Source organism: Fretibacterium sp. OH1220_COT-178, assembly GCF_003860125.1.
GTDB lineage: Bacteria > Synergistota > Synergistia > Synergistales > Aminobacteriaceae > CAJPSE01.
In genome coordinates this window covers 23,044-41,988 of the sequence record NZ_RQYL01000021.1, presented here as the reverse complement: position 1 = coordinate 41,988, position 18,945 = coordinate 23,044, and the positions used below count along the sequence as shown (strand labels likewise).

General features: G+C 58.7%; 19 protein-coding genes. 5 read left to right on the top strand and 14 right to left on the bottom strand.

The window, feature by feature from the left end:
• Nucleotides 1–28: 28 nt before the first annotated feature.
• The 7 genes from EII26_RS09290 to EII26_RS09260 all read right to left on the bottom strand — a co-directional run bounded on the left by EII26_RS09290 (nt 29) and on the right by EII26_RS09260 (nt 7,281).
• The gene (locus EII26_RS09290) at nt 29–1,195 is read right to left on the bottom strand and encodes an aminotransferase class I/II-fold pyridoxal phosphate-dependent enzyme (protein WP_124888879.1); all 1,167 of its coding nucleotides are present in this window, start codon (nt 1,193–1,195) and stop codon (nt 29–31) included.
• Nucleotides 1,196–1,247: 52 nt separating this feature from the next.
• On the bottom strand, nt 1,248–1,994 hold the full coding sequence (locus EII26_RS09285) for an amino acid ABC transporter ATP-binding protein (RefSeq protein ID WP_124888891.1): 747 nt from the start codon (nt 1,992–1,994) through the stop codon (nt 1,248–1,250).
• Entirely contained in the window at nt 1,987–2,646 is a 660-nt protein-coding gene (locus tag EII26_RS09280) for an amino acid ABC transporter permease (protein ID WP_124888878.1), read from the bottom strand. The genes EII26_RS09285 and EII26_RS09280 overlap by 8 nt, the downstream gene beginning before the upstream one ends.
• Entirely contained in the window at nt 2,627–3,292 is a 666-nt protein-coding gene (locus EII26_RS09275) for an amino acid ABC transporter permease (RefSeq protein ID WP_158612241.1), read from the bottom strand. Before EII26_RS09275 ends, EII26_RS09280 begins: the two co-directional genes overlap by 20 nt.
• A gap of 412 nt (nt 3,293–3,704) precedes the next feature.
• Entirely contained in the window at nt 3,705–4,535 is an 831-nt protein-coding gene (locus EII26_RS09270) for a substrate-binding periplasmic protein (protein WP_124888876.1), read from the bottom strand.
• A 65-nt stretch (nt 4,536–4,600) separates the two neighbouring features.
• Nucleotides 4,601–5,689 (bottom strand): GntR family transcriptional regulator, encoded by a 1,089-nt coding sequence (locus EII26_RS09265; RefSeq protein ID WP_158612240.1) that lies wholly within the window; start codon nt 5,687–5,689, stop codon nt 4,601–4,603.
• A 377-nt stretch (nt 5,690–6,066) separates the two neighbouring features.
• Nucleotides 6,067–7,281 (bottom strand): hypothetical protein, encoded by a 1,215-nt coding sequence (locus EII26_RS09260; RefSeq protein WP_124888874.1) that lies wholly within the window; start codon nt 7,279–7,281, stop codon nt 6,067–6,069.
• A gap of 211 nt (nt 7,282–7,492) precedes the next feature.
• On the opposite strand from EII26_RS09260, the gene EII26_RS09255 reads away from it, so the two are divergent.
• Nucleotides 7,493–8,011, top strand: a complete 519-nt coding sequence (locus EII26_RS09255; RefSeq protein ID WP_158612239.1) for an HdeD family acid-resistance protein — start codon at nt 7,493–7,495, stop codon at nt 8,009–8,011.
• Nucleotides 8,012–8,138: 127 nt separating this feature from the next.
• Entirely contained in the window at nt 8,139–9,203 is a 1,065-nt protein-coding gene (locus EII26_RS09250) for a class I fructose-bisphosphate aldolase (protein ID WP_124888872.1), read from the top strand.
• Nucleotides 9,204–9,278: 75 nt separating this feature from the next.
• On the opposite strand, the gene EII26_RS09245 is transcribed toward EII26_RS09250, so the two are convergent.
• From EII26_RS09245 to EII26_RS09215, 7 genes are all read right to left on the bottom strand, one after another.
• Nucleotides 9,279–10,262, bottom strand: coding sequence for a branched-chain amino acid ABC transporter permease (locus tag EII26_RS09245; protein WP_124888871.1), 984 nt, complete (start codon nt 10,260–10,262; stop codon nt 9,279–9,281).
• A complete protein-coding gene (locus tag EII26_RS09240) occupies nt 10,259–11,128 on the bottom strand; it encodes a branched-chain amino acid ABC transporter permease (RefSeq protein ID WP_124888870.1) in 870 nt (289 codons plus the stop codon). Before EII26_RS09240 ends, EII26_RS09245 begins: the two co-directional genes overlap by 4 nt.
• Nucleotides 11,129–11,171: 43 nt before the next feature.
• Nucleotides 11,172–12,320 (bottom strand): ABC transporter substrate-binding protein, encoded by a 1,149-nt coding sequence (locus EII26_RS09235; protein ID WP_124888869.1) that lies wholly within the window; start codon nt 12,318–12,320, stop codon nt 11,172–11,174.
• 60 nt (nt 12,321–12,380) lie between these two features.
• On the bottom strand, nt 12,381–13,094 hold the full coding sequence (locus tag EII26_RS09230; protein ID WP_124888868.1) for an ABC transporter ATP-binding protein: 714 nt from the start codon (nt 13,092–13,094) through the stop codon (nt 12,381–12,383).
• Complete coding sequence (locus tag EII26_RS09225) at nt 13,078–13,848, bottom strand: ABC transporter ATP-binding protein (protein ID WP_124888867.1); 771 nt, start codon at nt 13,846–13,848, stop codon at nt 13,078–13,080. Before EII26_RS09225 ends, EII26_RS09230 begins: the two co-directional genes overlap by 17 nt.
• A 1-nt stretch (nt 13,849) precedes the next feature.
• Nucleotides 13,850–14,623: an IclR family transcriptional regulator gene (locus EII26_RS09220; protein WP_158612238.1), complete on the bottom strand. Its 774-nt coding sequence runs from the start codon at nt 14,621–14,623 to the stop codon at nt 13,850–13,852.
• A 130-nt stretch (nt 14,624–14,753) separates the two neighbouring features.
• On the bottom strand, nt 14,754–15,503 hold the full coding sequence (locus EII26_RS09215) for an HD domain-containing protein (RefSeq protein WP_124888865.1): 750 nt from the start codon (nt 15,501–15,503) through the stop codon (nt 14,754–14,756).
• Between the two features lie 200 nt (nt 15,504–15,703).
• Between EII26_RS09215 and EII26_RS09210 the strand changes: the two genes are divergently transcribed.
• From EII26_RS09210 to EII26_RS09200, 3 genes are all read left to right on the top strand, one after another.
• Nucleotides 15,704–16,729: an outer membrane protein assembly factor BamB family protein gene (locus EII26_RS09210; protein ID WP_158612237.1), complete on the top strand. Its 1,026-nt coding sequence runs from the start codon at nt 15,704–15,706 to the stop codon at nt 16,727–16,729.
• A gap of 511 nt (nt 16,730–17,240) precedes the next feature.
• Nucleotides 17,241–17,597 carry a DUF5655 domain-containing protein gene (locus EII26_RS09205; protein WP_124888863.1) on the top strand — a complete coding sequence of 119 codons (357 nt, stop codon included), beginning with the start codon at nt 17,241–17,243 and terminating at the stop codon, nt 17,595–17,597.
• 395 nt (nt 17,598–17,992) lie between these two features.
• Complete coding sequence (locus EII26_RS09200; RefSeq protein WP_124888862.1) at nt 17,993–18,898, top strand: dihydrodipicolinate synthase family protein; 906 nt, start codon at nt 17,993–17,995, stop codon at nt 18,896–18,898.
• The last annotated feature ends 47 nt before the right edge of the window (nt 18,899–18,945 follow it).

Genomic DNA, 18,945 nt, shown 5'->3' with positions numbered 1-18,945 from the left:
TGGATTGTTCTCCCTTGAAAAATCCGCCCTAAATCAAACCGGCAATGCGATCCGCTGCGGTCTGAAGCCGATCCTCGCTGGCGGTGAGGGATAGGCGGACATTATGAGCGCCGCTCTCTCCATAGTAGGAGCCGGGGGTCAAAAGCACTTGGGCTTTGCGGCAGATCTCTGCGGCAAAATCCATATCGGTCTTCCCCTCCGGCACATTCAACCACATATAAAACCCGCCTTGAGGCTTGTAGTAGGTGATGCCAGCAGTATCAAAGCCTGACATAACGATGTCGCGCCGCTTTCGATAGATGGACGCAAGGCGCTTGCCGTCGTCATGCTCGATCACGTGGGCCAAGGCCTTTGCCCCGGCAATCTGAAAGCCGTCGTATACGGCACTGTCGGTTACAGCATTGTAGTTCCAGATATAGTTGATGATGGATTCGTTGGCGACGCAAAAAGCGATACGCCAGCCGGCAAGACTCGTCAGCTTGGACATGGACGTGATCTCGATTCCGATTTCCCATGCACCGGGGATTTCAAAAAGACTGATAGGCGAAAGACCGTCAAAAACGATTTCATTGTAGGCGTTGTCGTAACAGAGCAGGATGCCGTACTTGCGACAGACCTCCACGATACGGGTGAGCTGTTCCCTGGTGATCTGGCTCCCGGTGGGATTGTTGGGGTAGTTGAGGTATAAAAGTTTTGCGCGTGCAAGCACGTCTTCGGGAAGCGTCCAAACTTCCGGAACGTAATTGGCTTCCGGCTGCATAGGAACAAGGTAGGGTTCGGCATGATTGAACAAGGTGGCCAGGTAATAGGATTGATAGCCGATGCTCGGGATGAGGACGGTTTCCCCCGGAGCCACAAAGATATAGGCTATAGAAAACAGCAGGTTCCGCACTCCTCGGATGACATGAATCTGATTTTTCGCGACTTCCGCTTGGTAACGCTTGCGGTAATAACGCTGAATATTTTCAAGCAGCACCGGCTGACCATCAAAGTTGCCATACCCATGGATATCCTCGCGTTGGGAGCACTTGATGAGTTCGTCGATGACGGATGCATGGGGGGGCAGATCCGGATTGCCGACCGAGAGGTCTATCAGTTCCGAATCGCTTTCGAGGCGCATCCGCTTGAGAAACGATACGACATTGATCATCGGCTTGGTCAATACATCTGCAGTAAGCAGCGGGCTCGTAATCATCGTGATTTCCTCCTTGGCAGAGAGAAAACGGTTTTTGAATCGACAGTGCCTTTCAGTGATCCAGGATCATTGAAAGGAATTGTTGGAGTCTGGGATTGGTGCTGTTGTTGAAAAATACCTCCGTTTCCTCGTTGACCTGAATCCGGGCATTGTCCAGGAAGCACACGCGATTGGCCACTTCCTTGGCGAAGCCCATCTCGTGCGTGACGACGATCATGGTCATCCCCATGGATGAGAGACGACGCATGGCGTCGAGGACTTCCTTGATCATCTCGGGGTCAAGGGCGCTGGTGGGTTCGTCGAAGAGCATGATGTCCGGATCCATAAGCAGCGAACGGACAATGGCGACGCGTTGCTTCTGTCCGCCGGACAGTTGATGAGGATAATGGCCGATTTTATCTTCGATGCCGAAAATATCCAGATACTCCTCCATTTTTTGTCGTACGGTTTTCTTGTCCCGTTTGAGTACCTTGACCGGGGCAATGGCCAAGTTATCGTGAACCGTTAAATTTTTAAAAAGATTGAATTGCTGAAAAACCATGCCAATATGACGCCGTATTTTGTGGACGGTCTTGGGCGTAACGGGGGTACCGCGATAGATAATGGAACCGCTGTCCAGGTTTTCAAGCCCGTTGATGGTACGGATCAGTGTGCTCTTGCCTCCTCCACTGGGTCCGCACAGCACGATGATGTCGTGCTCGCACACATCAAGAGAAACATCGTCCAGAACCAAGTGGTTGCCGAATTTTTTTACCAGGTGCTCCAGTTTGAGGATCACGTTGCCGTTTTTGTCATTCATGGCCTTCTCCAAGAATCTTGCGCCGTATATTTTTTTCGAGCCTGTCGCTGATCGAGGTCAGCGTATGACACAGGATAAAAAAGATAAGCAGCACATAGCCATAGATCACGATGGGTTGAGAGTAGCTCGAAAGCAAAAATTGTCCCTGCTTCGTCAGTTCGATGACACCTACTGTCGATGCGACAGACGTTCCTTTGACCAGCAGGACGAGTTGGCCGAACAGGGCGGGTAGGGTAATCAGAAACACCTGCGGGATGATGATTTTAAACAGGGTATAGGTTTTGGGCAATGCAAGAGAGTCTGCGGCCTCCCATTGCCCCTTGTCGATGGACCACAGCCCGCCTTTGACGATCTCCATGACATAGGCGCTTTCGGAGAAGGTCAATGTGGCTACGGCGGTCCAGTAGGGAGTGCCGAGGAACAGAGAGGAATATACGAACAGAAGGATGACCATGACGGGAACGCCGCGGCAAATCATGGCATAGGCCCCAAGAATATGATCGACGACCGGAATGCGGAAACTGCGGATGATCCCCAAGGCGATGCCGATGGCAAGTGCAAGGATCACACAGACGCCAATCAGCTTCAGCGTTTGCGGTAGGCCGAAGCGAAGTAGGGCTACAATTGCGGTCTCATGATCCTGTAGGCTCATACCGCCGCCTCCTCATGACAAGCTTTTTGATCCCTTCGAGGCAAAGAAACATCAATAAATACAGAGTTCCTGCCGTGAGGAATGCTGTGGTCGGTTCGAAACGCTGCGCATTGACCTTTTGTGCCACGGCGGTCAGCTCGACAATCGTGATCAGGGCGAGTAGAGATGTGTCTTTGAGGATGATGGAAATCATGCCGATGATCGACTCGGTCACTTTTTTCCAGGCTTGAGGAAGAAGAAAGTACTGCCAGGTCTGCAAGGGGCTGAACCCCAAGCTGGCGGCCGCATCCAACTGCCCGGTCTCAATGCTTTGCAGCCCGCCGCGGATGATTTCGGCGATAAACGCTCCGTCATTGAGTACAAGCGCCATGACGCCGCAGGTCGCGGCCGAGAGCAGCAGGTTCAACTGGGGAAGCCCGTAAAAAATGACGTATATTTGCACCAGGAGTGGTGTTTCACGAAAGAATGTCACATACCAGCGACAGAGGCGGCTCAGGACAGGAATCCGTTTGTAGGTGAGCGAGCCAATCAGGATTCCCCATATGATGGCGAGGACGACTGCAACGAGTGTGTATTGCAGCGTAACCAGTGTACCGGCTATGAACTGTGGGAGTGTTGCTTCCAAAACGTAAAGTTTGAACGACATCGAAGCGTTTTTCCTCCCCGAGCAGGATAGCTTACCTGTCGGCCAAACGCCGAAGATAAGGTGACCTTGAAATACGACATTGACCATCCGGAGATCGGCCACCAAGCCAAAAGGATGTTCCTCCGTCCCGACACGAGCTCGATCGTAGAGATCGTTTCCCCATCCATTCGTCGGCCTCGATACACGCTTTCCCCGGGACGGCGGTCTCATTGGCGTCAATCACGCTGCAAGCGGCAATGTATCCGTGGACCTCGTGCCGTTTTGCCTTGCGCGAAAAAAAAGCATTCCGCTGCCCTCAGGTTCGGCCTGAGGGCAGGGATTGCCCTGGATTCCCCAAGCGGCTATAGCTCCGAGTTATCGAGGGGGTGAGGGCTTGAAAGGCCTGCAAAAATTTGACCTCAGCCCGAATGAGCTAAAAGCTGGATCCATAGGCATTGGGGCTCCAATCGAGACCAAACCATTTTTTGTAGATGTTGCCATAGGTCCCGTCAGTTTTGATGGTAGCCAGGTATACGTCCAGGGAATCCTTAAAGATGGTGTCACCAAGCGGAACGCCAAAGCCATACAGAAATGCTCCTTGGCGTTCGTTGATCAGGCGCAGCTTTCCCTTACTGCGGGCGATAGGGCCGGGAAAAGAGATGCTGTCGTCGTACATCGCGTCGATACGCCCCGTCTTGAGCGCGTCCTGCCAGGCCGTGGTGGGAAGGATGACGAGCTGGGCCTTGGGGAAGAGCTGCGGAATGAGCTCGTTGTAGGAGCTGCCTTCTCCGGATCCGATTTTCACGTCGGGATGGTTCAAGTCCGCCAGGGTTTTGAATGGAGAATCGGTACGAACGCAAGCCATGGAACAGTCTGTGATCCATGGAGCGGAGAAGGTTATGTTTGCGGTGCGCTGAATCGTCATCGTCATATGAGCGGCGATCATATCCACTTTACCAGTGTTGGCCGCAGCGATCAATGTCGACCATTCCAGTGGTTCCCAGCGAATTTTGATGCCCAGCGAGTTTGCGTAGCCGTTGATCAGATCGGGGATCATTCCAATGAACTCACCGGACTGAGGATCCTGAAAGCAAACGCCTTCGATGACAGGGGAGCAGCCCACGACAAGAACACCTTTTTCAAGCACTTTTGTCAGGTTGCTCGACGGAGTATCGGCAAAAGCCTTATTGGCGAACTGCTCGTTGCCGTTCCCAAGCACAAATGCAAAAACGACAATCAGGATAAGAACCAGCACTTTTTTCATTCCGAACGCCTCCTTGTCATAACATCGCCATAATAAGCCTACACACGCCAACGCAAATTACGCCGTCAGACGGGAAGGGTGCCTGGCCCCAAACTACTGGACCGATCGACCAACTCCGGTTGGAACATAAAAACATTCGCGCCGGCAAGTGGCCGCCCAAGGATCATATTTTGTAAAATCTGTGCTGCTTTACTGCCAATTTCATAGCTTTTAAACGAGACCGAGGTAAGTTTTGTGTCCAATGTCTCGCAAACGGTTGTGTTGTCGTATCCGACAATGCCCACATCTTTCGAGACCCTTTTGCCGACGGCAAGCACTGCATTATAGGTGCAACAGGCAATTTCATCGTTATGGCAGAAAAAAGCATCCGGCGGCTCATCGGCTGTGAGCATCTTGACGATAATATCCATAAGAGTGCTATCCGTCCCATTGTTCTGTGTGCTGATGATGGAACGATTGATCGGCAAGCAGGATTCCTGCAGGGCGGCTGCGTAGCCGTAAAAGCGATTCATGCTGGTGCGGTAACGGTATCGGGAAATAAAACCGATGTTGCGATAACCTCTTTCAATAAGATGCTTAGTGGCGATATACCCACCATAAAAGTCATTGGAGGTGATCAAAGGCGTCTCTCCCATCGAGTCCAGCCCGCGATTGCAGAAGACGAAGGGAATCCGCCGGGTTTTGAGCTCCTGAAAGCCAGAGGGCTCATTGAGTCCTGAAATTGCAGGGATAATAATCACCCCTGCGATGCCTGATCTTGCCAAACGCATCAGGTGGTCCCGTTCTTTGAGGACATCGTTGTCCGTATTGCAAATGATGATGTTGATATCGTATTGCTGCGTGTAATCTTCAATACCGCGCAGAAAAACGGGACAGATGTCATACATGATATTGGGAACGATTACTCCCCAGTTAGCAACCCCCCCTTTATTGCTTAGCTTGCCGCCAGAGGCATCAGGAGCAATAAAAGTACCGCTTCCTTTGACCGTATAGAGGAGGCCATCGGCAACGAGTTCTCGAAAAGCCTTATCTACAGTTGCACGGGAAAGATTGTATTTTCGGCTGAGCGCAGGGCGTGAAGGCATTTTTGTGTATGCCTGTAGGTTGCTCATCTCAAGCAGAATCTTTTCTTTAAAAGATCGATATTTGCTCAAGCGAATGCCCTCCTTCACCCCCCCAAAAAACAGACAAGTTTTAGGTTGCCTAAAACATGACCGTGAATGGCTCGACATGTTTTTAACAGGTAAGGCTTTAAGCATAATGCACTTTTTAAAATAAATAGTCAAGATGTTTGAAGATAATTTCAGACAAGTTTTTTTGGTTTCTCCTGAAACAGTCAGGTTGAGGAACCTTCAGCGTGACATGAAACCAAGTATCACATCAGTAAGAAGTAAGGAAAGGAAAACAATTCGATGGTTAATTCTGTATGGTTTTAATTTTGATTTTTTAGTGTTTTTTGTTATGCGAAGCACATGAAAACGGGCCCCACGCTGGAAGCGTGAGGCCCGTTTTCATGTGCGGAAGCTTGGAGCTACAACAAATTGATGAAGATCCCGGCCAGGATGACGGAGGTGATCGTCACCGTGACGAACCCGCCCACCAGCATCTTGGGCAGCATCTGGTCCATTAGGAAGTCGTACTCCTCCTTGTTCTCCGCCAGGGCCTTCGAGGCCTCGTCCGTCAGGATGTAGTTGGGCGGGAAGCCGTAGAGCGCGGTGAGGGAGAGCGCCATGGCCATCGGGCCGGTGTAGCCCAGCAGCTTGCCCATCAGGAACGCGCCGATCAGGAGGCCCGAGACTCCGACGACCACGACGACGGCCAGAGGGAACAGGATCTCGGTCATCATCTCGGGCGTGGCCTTGTTCAGCATGCCCATGATGAAGCCCATGATCGCCGTCAGCATGAAGCCGAAGGACCCTGCCTTGATCAACGGACGGCGCTCGACGATCCCCAGTTCCGCGGCGATTGCGCCGAAGATCAGGCAGACCACCAGCGGGTGCAGCGCGTAGGCCCCGTAAGCGGGGTTCATGCCGATCAGCCAGCTTTTGAAGGCGGCCGCGGCGTAGTCGGAGACGCACGCCACCAGGGCGATCGTCGCCAGGTGCGTGAAGGTCGTCTGATACTTGTCGGGCAGCGGGGGCAGAAGGCCCTTGCGCTGCGTCGCGCCGGCGGATGCGGTCGCGTGGGGCAGCGCCTCGGGGTCGGTCTTTCGGAGGTGGAGCAGGCGTTTGCCCTCGAACTTCAGGCAGAGCGCGGTCAGAGGATAGCCGACGAAGCCCTGGACGACGTAGATGACGGTCCCCAGCACCGCGAGAGCCGGCAGCCCCTTCTTGGTGGCGGCCTCGGCCATCATGATCGCGGCGACCAGTCCTCCGGAGAGGGGCGGCGTGCCGATGGCGACGGCGTCCCAGCCGATGAGCATACGCCCCACCGTGACGAGGATGCCCACCATGCCGGCCAGGGCGGCTGCGGCGATGGCGATGGTCTTCCACTCGGCGCAGAGCTCGCGGATGCTCATCAGCGTGCCCATGTGGACGATGATCACGTACATGGATATCGAGACGATGGGTCCGGTCATGCCCGCCTTCTCCACGACGTCCAGCGGGAACCAGCCGTACCAGAACCCCAGGACGAACAGCAGAGCGGCGACGAAGACGGACGGGACGAAGGCCTTCGTTTTCGTGGAGACGATGTCTCCGATGGCCAGGATGAGGAGCACGACGAAGAAGCTCATGATCACCGACATGCACAAAACCCCTCTCGAACGAATTTGCCGAAGTGCGGCGGCACGGCAAGATTATAGCGCATGTCATGCGGAGAACGGCGGATTTTCTCTCTCCATTCGCGGCACCGGCGGGCGGGGAGTGTAGAATAGAAATGCGGCTTTTCCGGCCGGGGTTCCCGAGGCGCGGAGGGGGCCGCAAACCGAACGAGAGGATGTGGGGAATTTGGACTCCATGAAGACGATGCGCTGGACGCTCTACTTCACCGGCGGGCTCCTTGTCGTGCTGGGGCTCTGGGCGATGACCTATCCCGTGGAGGCTCTGATGTCTCTGGCTTTTTTCCTGGGGATCGGCTTCGTCGTCGCGGGGCTCAACCACCTGGTCCCCTGTTTCTCCCTGCGCGGGGACCCCATGTGTCCGCGCTGGATGATGCTCCAGGGGCTGCTGGACCTGGTGATCGGCGTCGTGATGCTGACGCGCATCGGGCTCACCGCCTTTATGATCCCCATGCTCGTGGCCGCCTGGCTCTGCTTCACCGGCCTGGTCCGCGTCGCGACCTCCTTCCGGCTCCGGTCCCTGGGGCTCAGGAGATGGTGGTGGATGCTCCTGAACGGCCTGCTTCTGGTGCTCTGCGCCTTCGCCATGGCCGCCTCCCCCTTCGTGGGCGGCGTGTCCGTCGCCCTCATGATGGGGAGCACCCTGGTGGTCTCAGGGGTCCTGATCCTGATCGAGGCGCGCAGGACTTTCATGTGATTGCGGCATGACGCCATCCGGATAATGTGGTATCTTCGGGATGGAGTCGTGACGGGACGCTCCTTCGGAAGGGCGCTTTGCTCCTCCGGGGAGAGAAGATCGGGCTTGTTTCGAAGGAGGTAGGGTTATGAGCAGGGAAATGGAAAAGATCGAAAAGCTTTTGGGCAAGGACGCGGAGTTTCTGCTGGGGCACGCGTGCAAGACGGTGGACGCCGGGATGTTGTCCCTTCCGGGGCCTGACTTCGTGGACCGCGTCTGGTCGGTCTCGGACCGTCCGGTCCCCGTCCTGCGCTCGCTGCAGGCGCTGTTTGGGCATGGGCGTCTGGCGAACACGGGGTACATCTCCATCCTGCCCGTGGATCAGGGGATCGAGCACTCCGCAGGGGCCTCGTTCGCCCCGAACCCGATCTACTTCGACCCCGAGAACATCGTGAAGCTCGCCATCGAGGCGGGGTGCAGCGCCGTGGCCAGCACGCTGGGCGTTCTGGGGGCGGTCGCGCGCCGCTACGCGCACAAGATCCCGTTCGTTCTGAAGCTCAACCACAACGAGCTGCTCTCCTATCCCAACAAGGCGGACCAGGTTCCGTTCGCGTCCGTGGAGCAGGCCTGGAACATGGGCGCCGTCGCCGTGGGCGCGACGATCTACTTCGGCAGCGACGAGTCCACGCGCCAGATCCAGGAGGTCTCCGAGGCGTTCCACCATGCCCACGAGCTGGGGATGGCGACCATCCTCTGGTGTTACCTGCGCAACTCCGCGTTCAAGACCAAGGAGAAGGATTTCCACGTCTCCGCGGACCTGACGGGCCAGGCCAACCACCTGGGCGTCACGATCGAGGCGGACATCATCAAGCAGAAGCTGCCCGAGAACAACGGCGGCTACACGACGCTGTCCTTCGGGAAGACCTCGAAGCTCGTCTACGAGAAGCTGACGACGGACCACCCCATCGACCTGACGCGCTATCAGGTTCTGAGCTGCTACGCCGGCCGGGCGGGACTGATCAACTCCGGCGGGGCGTCGGGCGGCGAGACCGACATGGCGGAGGCCGTGCGCACCGCGGTGGTCAACAAGCGCGCGGGCGGCATGGGGCTGATCCTGGGCCGCAAGGCTTTCCAGCGCCCGATGAAGGAGGGCGTCCAGATCATCAACGCCGTGCAGGACGTGTATCTGACCAAGGAGGTCACGATCGCGTAGCGCACGCGGTATCGGCGAGATACGGGGCGCCCCCGGACCGGGGGCGCCCCGCACTTTTGGGAAACGGACGTACGGTTACGCCGGCAGCTCTTCGTCCGGCTTGGAGAGACGGGAGATCAGCAGGGGTTTCAACGACCCCCAGACTCCCGACGGAAGGCGGATGATGAAGAACATCAGTGCGATGCCGTAGATGACGAGGCGAAGCGAGCCCGCCACCCGAAGGAATTCGGGGAGGATGGTCAGGCAGACGGCTCCGAAGATGGGACCTGCCAGAGTGTTCATGCCGCCGAAGATGATCATGACCAGCAGGTTGATGGACTCGTTGATGGTGAAGGTCACCGGGCTGACGAAGAGGATGTAATGGGCGTAGAAGGCCCCCGCCATGCCGGCGAGCGTTCCGCCTATCGTGAAGGCCAGAACCTTGGTCCGCATGGAGTCGACCCCGATCGACAGGGCCAGCTCCTCGTTCTCCCGTACGGCGATCATGGAGTCTCCCAGACGCGAGTTGACTATGCGCCGGAGAAAGCACACGACGCCGAGGACCATCACCAGCCCCAGGTAGTAATAGTGAGTGCGCGATTCGAAGACAAGGGTAACGCCCGGCAGGGTGAGGGGAGTGGGGCGCGGTATCCCTGCGATTCCCATGGGGCCGTTGGTTACGGGGATCCAGTTGTTCAGGACCACGGTGACCAGCAGTCCGAAGAAGGCCGTCGTGATGGCCAGAACATGGCCTCTGAGGCGCAGCACCAGGATGCCCAGGAGGTACGAGATCACCCCTGCGAAAAGGCCGCCCAGCCAGAACGTCCACCAGAAGGATAGCCCGAGGCGCGTACTGGCGAGGGCCGCGGTGTAGGCGCCCATGCCGTAGAAGGCGGCGTGGCCCATGGAAACCTGGCCGGAGAAGCCCACGATCAGGGCGAGGGAGAGCGACAGGACCGCATAGATTTCGGACATCACGAAGATGTGCAGGTAATAATCCATCGCGAACAGACGAGGCAGGGCGCAGAGGGCGGCGATCAGTGCCAGAAAGGCCGCCGTACGCGGCAGGGGAGTCCTCATGACCGTCCACCTCCCGTCAGCCCCTGCGGCCTGAGGATGAAGAGCACGACCAGCAGCAGGAAGGGATAGGCGTCTTTATAGGCGTAGCTGATGTAGCCGCCCCCCAGGCTTTCCAGAAGTCCGATGAGGATGGCGGCGAAGATGACGCCCCTGATGTTGCCGAAGCCTCCCAGGATGACGATCACGAAGGACTTCAGGACCACGGAGAGCCCCATCTCGGGAGAGACGAAGAACATGGCGCCGACCATGGTTCCGGCTGCGGCGGCGAGGGCTCCCGCGACCGCGAAGGTGATGGCGTAGATGCGGCCCACGTTGATCCCGGCGAGCTGTGCCGCCACCCTGTCCTGGGCGATGGCCCGCATCGATTTGCCCGTCCTCGTGTACTGGATGAACCAGGCGAGCAAAAGGACCAGCACGATGCTCAGGACGAGGATCGCAAGGCGCTCCCCGGTGATGTGGAGCCCGAACGTCCGAAAGCGGATTCGGGCCAGGCCCGACTCGATCTTCTGCGGGTCCGCACCGAAGAAGAAGAGGGCCGCATTCGCCAATGCCGTCGACAGGCCGAACGAGAGCAACATGCTGTTGATCAGCGGCTTGCCTACGATGGGACGGAAGACGCTGCGCTCGATCAGGATGCCGAACAGCGTCATGCCCCCCATGGCGATGAGCATGGCGACGAAGAAGGGGACGTGAAGAAACTGCACGGAGAAAAGAGCCATGAACGCCCCAAGCATGTAGAATTCACCATGGGCGAAGTTGGCCATCTCCAGGATACCGAAGATCAGGGAGAGCCCCAGGGCGATCAGGGCATAGATGCAGCCCTGAATGACGCCGTTCAGCATCTGCTGAAAAAAAACCGTCATCATGAGAAAAATCCTCTTTTCCGGAGGGTCGTTGCGTCCCCGTCCTCTAATCCTCCGTCGAGATCGGCCCTGCGACGATCTCCAGTTTGCCGTCCCGGAACATGACGATGTACTCGCTGATGATCAGCTGGTTCTTGTCGTCGAAATGGGCCTTTCCCTGCGGTCCCTCATACTGGATCCCGGCCAGGGCGTCGCGGATCTTTGCGGGGTCCGCGGCTTGAGCCTTGTCGATGGACTGGGCGATCATTCGGGTACAGTCGTAGCCTGCCTGAGCGTACTTTTCGGGATCGAAGCCGTAGCGGCCCCTGTAGTCGGAGACAAACTTTTGCGCCTCGGGGGTGGGGATGGCCGCGGCAAAGCGCGTGGCCCCCACGATGCCATCCGCGTTCTCCTTGGCGAGCTCCAGGAACTTGGCGTTGAAGGTCCCGCTGGTCGGGTCCATGATGAGCATCTTGTCCTCGAGCCCCATCTCGTGGTACTGGGCGACGACCCGTGAGAGGTCCACCGTCTCGCCGAAGAGGCAGAGGCCGTTGGCGTCACTGGCAGCGAGCCGGGTGACGATCGGATAATAGTCGGTCTCCCCCTGGTTGAAGTACTCCGTGAACACGACCTTGGCCCCCAGCTTCTCCAGATCCTTGTTGAACGCGTCGACGGATCCACGGCCGTAGTCCGTGTTGATGGCGATGTAAGCCCACTTGTCGATCTTCTTTTCCTGCACGGCCCACTTCGTGAAGGCCTTGGCGATCATGGCGGAGTTGTCGCAGCCGCGGAACATCCAGATGTTCCCCATCTCCGTGATCTTGGGGGCGAGGGAGACGGGCGTGATGAGAGGGATTTGGGCCCGCTGCGCCACGTCCATCATCGCGAGCGTGCAGGAACTGCCGAAGTCGCCGATCACGGCCACGACTTTCTGCATTCCGACCAGCTTTTCCATGGCGGCCACCGCAGTGGCGGGGACTCCGGCACTGTCCTCGACGAAGAGCTCGATGGGAGAACCCAGGACGCCCCCCGCGGAGTTGATCTCGTCCACCGCCATCTTGATGCCGTTCAGAGCCAGCCCGCCGTCATAGGCGATGGGGCCGGAGGTCGGAAGGACCACCCCGACGCGAATGGGCTCTCCGGCCCATCCCGCAGAGGCCAAAAAGAGAGAGAGTACCGCCAGCATTGTCGCATGCAGCCCAAAAACTTTCTTCACCTCGCACACCTCCTCAGTTGATGGAACAAAACCCGTACCGGAATTCCGCAGCGAAGCCCGTCACACTCCCAGATAGGAGCGGCGGACCTCCTCGTCCTTCAGGAGCGAGGCTCCCGTTCCCGAAAGGGCGACCCGTCCCGTCTCCAGGACATAGGCGTAGTCCGCAATGGACAGCGCCATAAAGGCATTTTGCTCTACCAGGATGACCGTCGTGCCGTCGTCCCGTATCGTCCGTATGATGTCCATGACCTTTTCCACGATGATGGGGGCCAGGCCCAGAGACGGTTCGTCCAGCAGCAGGAGCTTGGGCCGGGGCATCAGAGCCCGTGCGATGGCCAGCATCTGCTGTTCGCCGCCGCTCAGGCTCCCCGCCAATTGCCCCTGTCGCTCGGCGAGAATGGGGAAATGTTCGAAGGACCACTCCAGGCGTTCTTTGATCGCCGAGGAATCCCGGACGGAGACGGCGCCCATCTCGAGGTTCTCCAGGACGGTCATGCCGGGCCAGACGCGGCGTCCCTCGGGACATTGGGACAGGCCGCGAGCGACGATCCAGTCCGGAGCCCTGCCCTCCAGATTGCAGCCGTCGAAGAGGATGGTCCCCGCCGTCGGACGGAGCACCCCGGACAGACACATCATCAAGGTGGTCTTCCCGGCCCCGTTGGCCCCGATCAGGGTGACGATGGAGCCCTTCTCCGCCTTCAGGGAAACCTCGTGCAGCACCTGAGAGCGGCCGTAGTGAGCATTAAGACCCTCGACCTCAAGAAGCATGGGCATACCCCCGTCCCAGGTAGGCCTCGATGACCAGAGGATTTCGAGCGACCTCCGGGGGAAGACCCTCGGCCAGTTTCTCTCCGTGGTTCAGCACGACCACGCGGTCCGAGATGGACGCGACCAGGTTCATGTTGTGCTCGATCATGAAGATGGTGATGCCCAGCTCGGAGCGGATCCTTAAAATCATATCTCTCAGCTCACTCGTCTCCACGGGATTGAGTCCGGTTGCCGGTTCGTCAAGCAGAAGCAGCTCGGGACCGGCCGCAAGGGCGAGGGCAACGGCAAGCATACGTTGCTTGCCGTAGGGGATGTTCTTGACGAGGTCCCTCCTCAGGCCGAGAAGTCCGGAGAACCTAAGAAGCTCCGCGGTTCGTTCTTTTACGTCCATCTGCTCCCTGCGGCTCCGTTTTCCGTGCAGCAGAATGTCGAGGAAGCCCGCGGTACGGTGGGAGGAGAATCCTATCTTGACGCTTTCGGCGACGTCGATATCCGCAAAGATATTTGTCTTCTGAAAGGTCCGGACCAGCCCCAGGGCGGCTATCCGGTGCGGCGGAAGATGCGTGATGTCCTGCCCCTTGAAGACGACGCTGCCCTCATGGGGCCGCAGGAAGCCGCTGACGAGGTTGAAAAATGTCGTCTTGCCCGCTCCGTTGGGCCCGATCAGGGAGAGGATCTCCCCCTGCCGTACCTCCAGATCCACCTTTTCGACGGCCTTGAGCCCGCCGAAATGGACGGAGAGTCCCTTTGCCTCCAGCATGTCATTCCACCTCTTTTGTCCCAAGAATTTTTTCTCGGGCGTCCTTGAGGAGACGCGCGAACTCCTCGAATCGGCCCTCGAGGTCGAAGGAGGGCCCTGCGATACTCAAAGCCGCCACAAAGCGATCGGATTTTCTGAAAAAAAGGGGAATTGCGGCCTCCGCGGCCCCGACGGTCATCTCCTCCACGCTGTAGGCGAGACCGCAGGCCCGTATGCGGGCGATCTCCTCCCTCAAGTTGCAAGGATCCGTGATGGTCCTCGCCGTATAGGCCTCCAGGGGGGTGGAGAGGATCCGCTGTTGCAGGTCCGGAGGCGAGTAAGCCAAAAGGACCTTGCCGCAGGCCGCGGCGTGAAGGGGAAAACGCTTGCCCGTCTCGGCGACCAGCCGGATGGTCCTCTCGGGCTCCACCCGGTTGAGGCAGATTCCCTGCTGTCCCTCAAGAACCAGCAGAAGAACCGTCTGCTGCGTCGCACGGCACAGGTCCAGCATCACCCCTTGGGCCTGCCGCACCAGCTCCTGATGCAAACGCCATTCGTTCGCGAATAGGAGCAGCCGCAGGGCGACACGATAACGCTGCGTCCTCGCGTCCTGCACCAGCCAGCCGCACTCCTCGAGTGCTTCCAGCATCCGCTGAACCGTGCTCTTGGGGATGGACGTCCGCTGGGCGATCTCACGAATGCCCAGTTCTCCACCGTCCTCCATCAAAAGTTCCATAAGGCGAGTAAGACGACCCATCGCATCCATGCAAAAGCCCCCGACATAAAAATGGGACACTTGACCTGAAATGAGCAAGGCCATTATATCATTTTTTTTCGAAAGATACAGCAAATGAATGAAAAAGGGGCAGATCAAAAAAAGGAGCGGAATGAGATCCGCTCCTGGAGGTCCTCTTGAGTTTCAGTCTCTATGCCGAGGCCCGGGTCAGGCGGTCCAGGAGCCTCTGCACCCGGACCTCTCCGGGGGGAAAGCGCTCCCGAATCCGGTCCAGGATGCCGCTCTCCCTCAGAAGGGCCCGGGAGGGCGCGTAGTTGAGGTCGAGCGTCCAGGTCATCTGGATCAGCAGATAGTCGAGCATGGAGTGCGCGTTTTTGTACGAGCCCCTCCCCGTGTTCTCCACCTCGTCCAGAAGCTCCGGCGAGAGCGGCGCGTCCACCCTGTGGCGCGGCAGCAGCTCCGCCTCGCGTCCCTCGGCCATGCAGCGCTGGACCAGCCTGAAGACGTCCAGCTTGTCGGCGTCCCGCACCAGCCGGCAGAAGGGAAGGATCCGTTCGTCCAGCCGCTCCGGCAGCTCCCTCTTGTTGTGCCAGCGCACCGCCTCCAGGATGGCGCTTCGCCCCTCGCCGTCGGCGAGGTCCCGGGGGAACTCCGCGGTCAGCACCGCGTGTCCGCGGTCGCCGTGATCGACGGACCCGCCGTCGTGGTAGGTACGAAAGTCCCGATATTGGCTGAACCGTCCCGTGTCGTGCAGCAGGCAGGCGGCGATTCCGACCTCCGCCTCGGCGGGCGCCCAGCCCAGGGCCCGCGTCAGCGTCTCTCCCGTCCGCATCACGTCGTGGCTGTGGACGTACTTCATCTCCAGCATGGGGTCCGACAGGTCGAACCCGCGCGCGTAGTCCTCGAACCAGCGCCTCGTCTCGTCGAGCTTCACGTGCATGAAAAATCTCCGTTCTTTCCCATGAAATACTTTCGGCAAAATTTCACTTTCAGTAACTATAACATGGTCACGGTCCTCCTTTTCTGTTTTAATAAAAAAATAAACGCTATACTTTGGGTTTCAAGGGCATGCACCATGCCCGTTATTTATTTCAAGGGGGGAAACAGAGAATGAAGCGTACTTTTTCTGTTGCAGTGCTTGTGATTCTCGCGTGCACGATCCTGTTCTCGGGAGGCGCGGCCTGGGCCTGGAGCGGCAGGCTGGGCTGGACCTTCAAGGCCGACGCCCCGATCACCAGTTCCGTGGCGGTGGCCGGGGGCCTGGTCCTGGCGGGGGACAGCGTGGGCAACCTCTATGCCGTCCAGGCGGCGTCGGGTCGGCTCGCCTGGTCCTACAAGGGGACGAATTCGGTGGTCGGCCGGCCCTCGATCATGGGCGACAAGGTGATCTTCGCCCAGGCGGACGGGACGATCACCTGCCTGGCCGTGAAGAGCGGGAAAGTCGCCTGGCAGTACGTCCCGCCGGAGGAGAGCTACGCTGCCGAGACGGTGGTCGACGGGACGGCGGTGGGGGAGAACAAGGCCTTCTTCGTTAAGGGCGACGGCAAGCTCTACGCCATCTCCGCGGCCAACGGCAAGGTTCTCTGGACCTACGATTCCGGCCTGGAGCTGCGCAGTGCGCCGGCCTTCGCCTCGGGGCTCGTCCTGCTGGGCGAGCAGAGGGGCGTCTTCAGCGCCATCAGTCCCAAGAACGGCAAGCGTTTGTGGGGCGGCGGCGCGGGCGGCGCCATCAACACCCCGTCCGTCAACGGCGGCAACGTTTTCTTCTCCAGCTGGGACGGCTCCGTCCAGAGCGTCCGGATCAAGGGCGTGGTGCCGCAGTGGAAGGCCAACGTGGGCGACCCCGTGACGACGGCGCCCTTCATCGGCGGCGGCAAGGTCTTCGTGGGGACGGCGAACGGCAAGATCGCCGCGCTCGCCGAGAAAAATGGCAGCGTCCTGTGGAGTTTCGACACGCAGGGCGGCAGCGTGGCGGCCCAGCCGGTCTTCGGCGAGGGGTTGGTCTTTGCCGGTGGCGGGCAGGGGACCCTCTTCGTCCTCGATGCGGCCTCGGGCCGGGAGCGCTTCACCTTTGCGACGGGCGGGGGTATCAACGGCTCCCCGGCCTTTGCGGGCGGCGTGCTCTACCTGGGCAGCGCGGACGGGAATCTGTACGCGATCATGTAGCAGGCGGCCGCCTCTCCGCAGCCGTTAGGCTGCGGATGGCGTGCCGTTCGCTATCTCGACGGCGCAACAGTTTGCGCTGTCGAGGCGCAGGCGGCCGGCTTAGCTCGTTGTTCAGCGCCTGCCGAGGCGCAGATGGCCGGCTTAGCTCGTTGTTCAGCGCCAGCCGAGGCGCAGGCGGCCGGCTCAGCTCGTTGTTCGGCGCCTGCCGAGGCGCAGGCGGCCGGCTTAGCTCGTTGTTCGGCGCCTACTGGGGCGCAGGCGAACGGCTTTTTTGCGCACCCTGAGGCGTTCGGTGTATCGGCCTCGTCGAGCGGAGGATATGGACGAACGACCCCGTCCCTTGGGCGGGGCCTTTTTGTTGATGGCGTGCCGCCTGCGCCCCGCTCTGTTCCTCTATGGCGTTCCTTCACGCAGCCTTCGGCGCAGGTGTGTAACATCCGCCCCACAGGCTTTCTTTCTCCTCCTTATCCGTTGCGTTTAGCTTGACAATCCATCAAATGAGGAAGATAAAATGAGCAACAAAATGATTGGCCATTTTGAGGACAAACCTTTAACAGAGGCCTACTGTCAAAGAATAGAGAGCTATCTGAAAGAATTGCCGAATATCGGTAAAGAGCACAAATCTCAACTTTCCTACAAGGTCAAAAGAAAATTTTTATGGATGTGGACCTATGAGAAGACCAGAGACGGCATATTATACCTTTCCCTTATGCTCGATGAAGAAATCAAGGACGACAGGATACACAATGTCAGTCAGGTGAGTGCCAAGAGGTGGAATCACAGCATTGTTATCAAAGATAAAGAAGAGATTGAAAGTAGCTGGTTTCAGGATCTTCTTTTGAAAGGTTACGCTTTTGCCGGGAGGTGAAAATGGCACGTCCTTGAAATTCCAGTCAGGCAACAAGGAATCAAAGGGGAATAATTTTTCTTAAAAAAGAGGTTTATCCAGGAAAGTTGGTCAAGTATTGCTCGGACGCTGGGGATAAGTTTCGCCTGAACTCATTCATGTGGAAGTCGTGGGACTATACGCCTGGCAATTTATGGCGTTCTTTCGTGCTGTCTTTGTCGAGCCGGCGCCATAACAGTGACTATAGCTGCCGTGACGATACGGCAGGAAACCGTTTGTACGCGAACGACCCCGTCCCTTGGGCGGGGCCGTTTCGTCGATGGAGTCTCCGCATCCCTGTCGACGGCGGAGGCCGTCGGGTTTACAATGGAACGGCGATAGAGGGTATCCAATCCATGCGTAAAGGCGGGTTCATCATGAAAAGGCTGCACGGCGTCGTCTGCGCGACGATCACACCCCTGGATGGAAACGGCGAACTGGACGAGGCGTCTCTGCGCCGTCTCTGCGATCATCTCGACGCCTGCGGGGTGAACGGCCTCTACCCCAACGGCACCAACGGCGAGGGGCTGCTCCTGAGCCCCGAGGAGCGGCAGCGGGCCGCGGAGGTCGTCGTGGACCGAAACCGGCAAAGGGGCGGACGCATGTCCGTCTATGTCCAGAGCACCGCGGCCACCACGGAGGAGACCTGCGCTCATGTCCGGCATGCCGCAGCTGTTGGGGCCGACGGCGTCGGGGTCATGACCCCCTTCTTCTTTCCCATGGACGGCGAGAGCCTGCTCCGATTCTACGACGACGTCCTGGCGGCGGCTCCGGAAGGCTTTCCCGCCTATCTCTACAACATTCCGGGCTGTTCGGGAAACGACATCTCCCCGGGGCTCCTGAGGAAGGTCATGGACCGCCATGCCAACGTCCGGGGCATCAAGTTCAGCGTCCCGGACCTGATGAGGGTGGAGGACTACCTGCTTGCCTGCAAAGCGGGGACGGAGGTCCTCATCGGGTGCGACAGCCTTTTTCTCCAATGCCTGCTCACGGGGGGAACGGGCATGGTCTCCGGCCCTGCGATGGTGTTCGGCAGACGTTTCGTCAGGCTCTACGAGAGCTGGAGGGAGGGGGACGTCGAGCTGGCTCGGGAACTCCAGCGCCGGGTGGTCGAGACCGACCGGCGGCTTTTGGGGATTCCCGCCATTCCCGCGGTGAAGGCGCTCCTGGCGATGCAGGGCGTCATCGCGACGGACCGATGCAGAAGGCCCTTCAGGAGCCTGGACAGGATCGAGAGGAACGTCTTGAAGGAGATCTTGGAGGACTACGGCAGGGAGGACTGAAACGCTTTCGGGCCGTTGGGTCGTATGGAGGGCCTTCGATTTGAGGA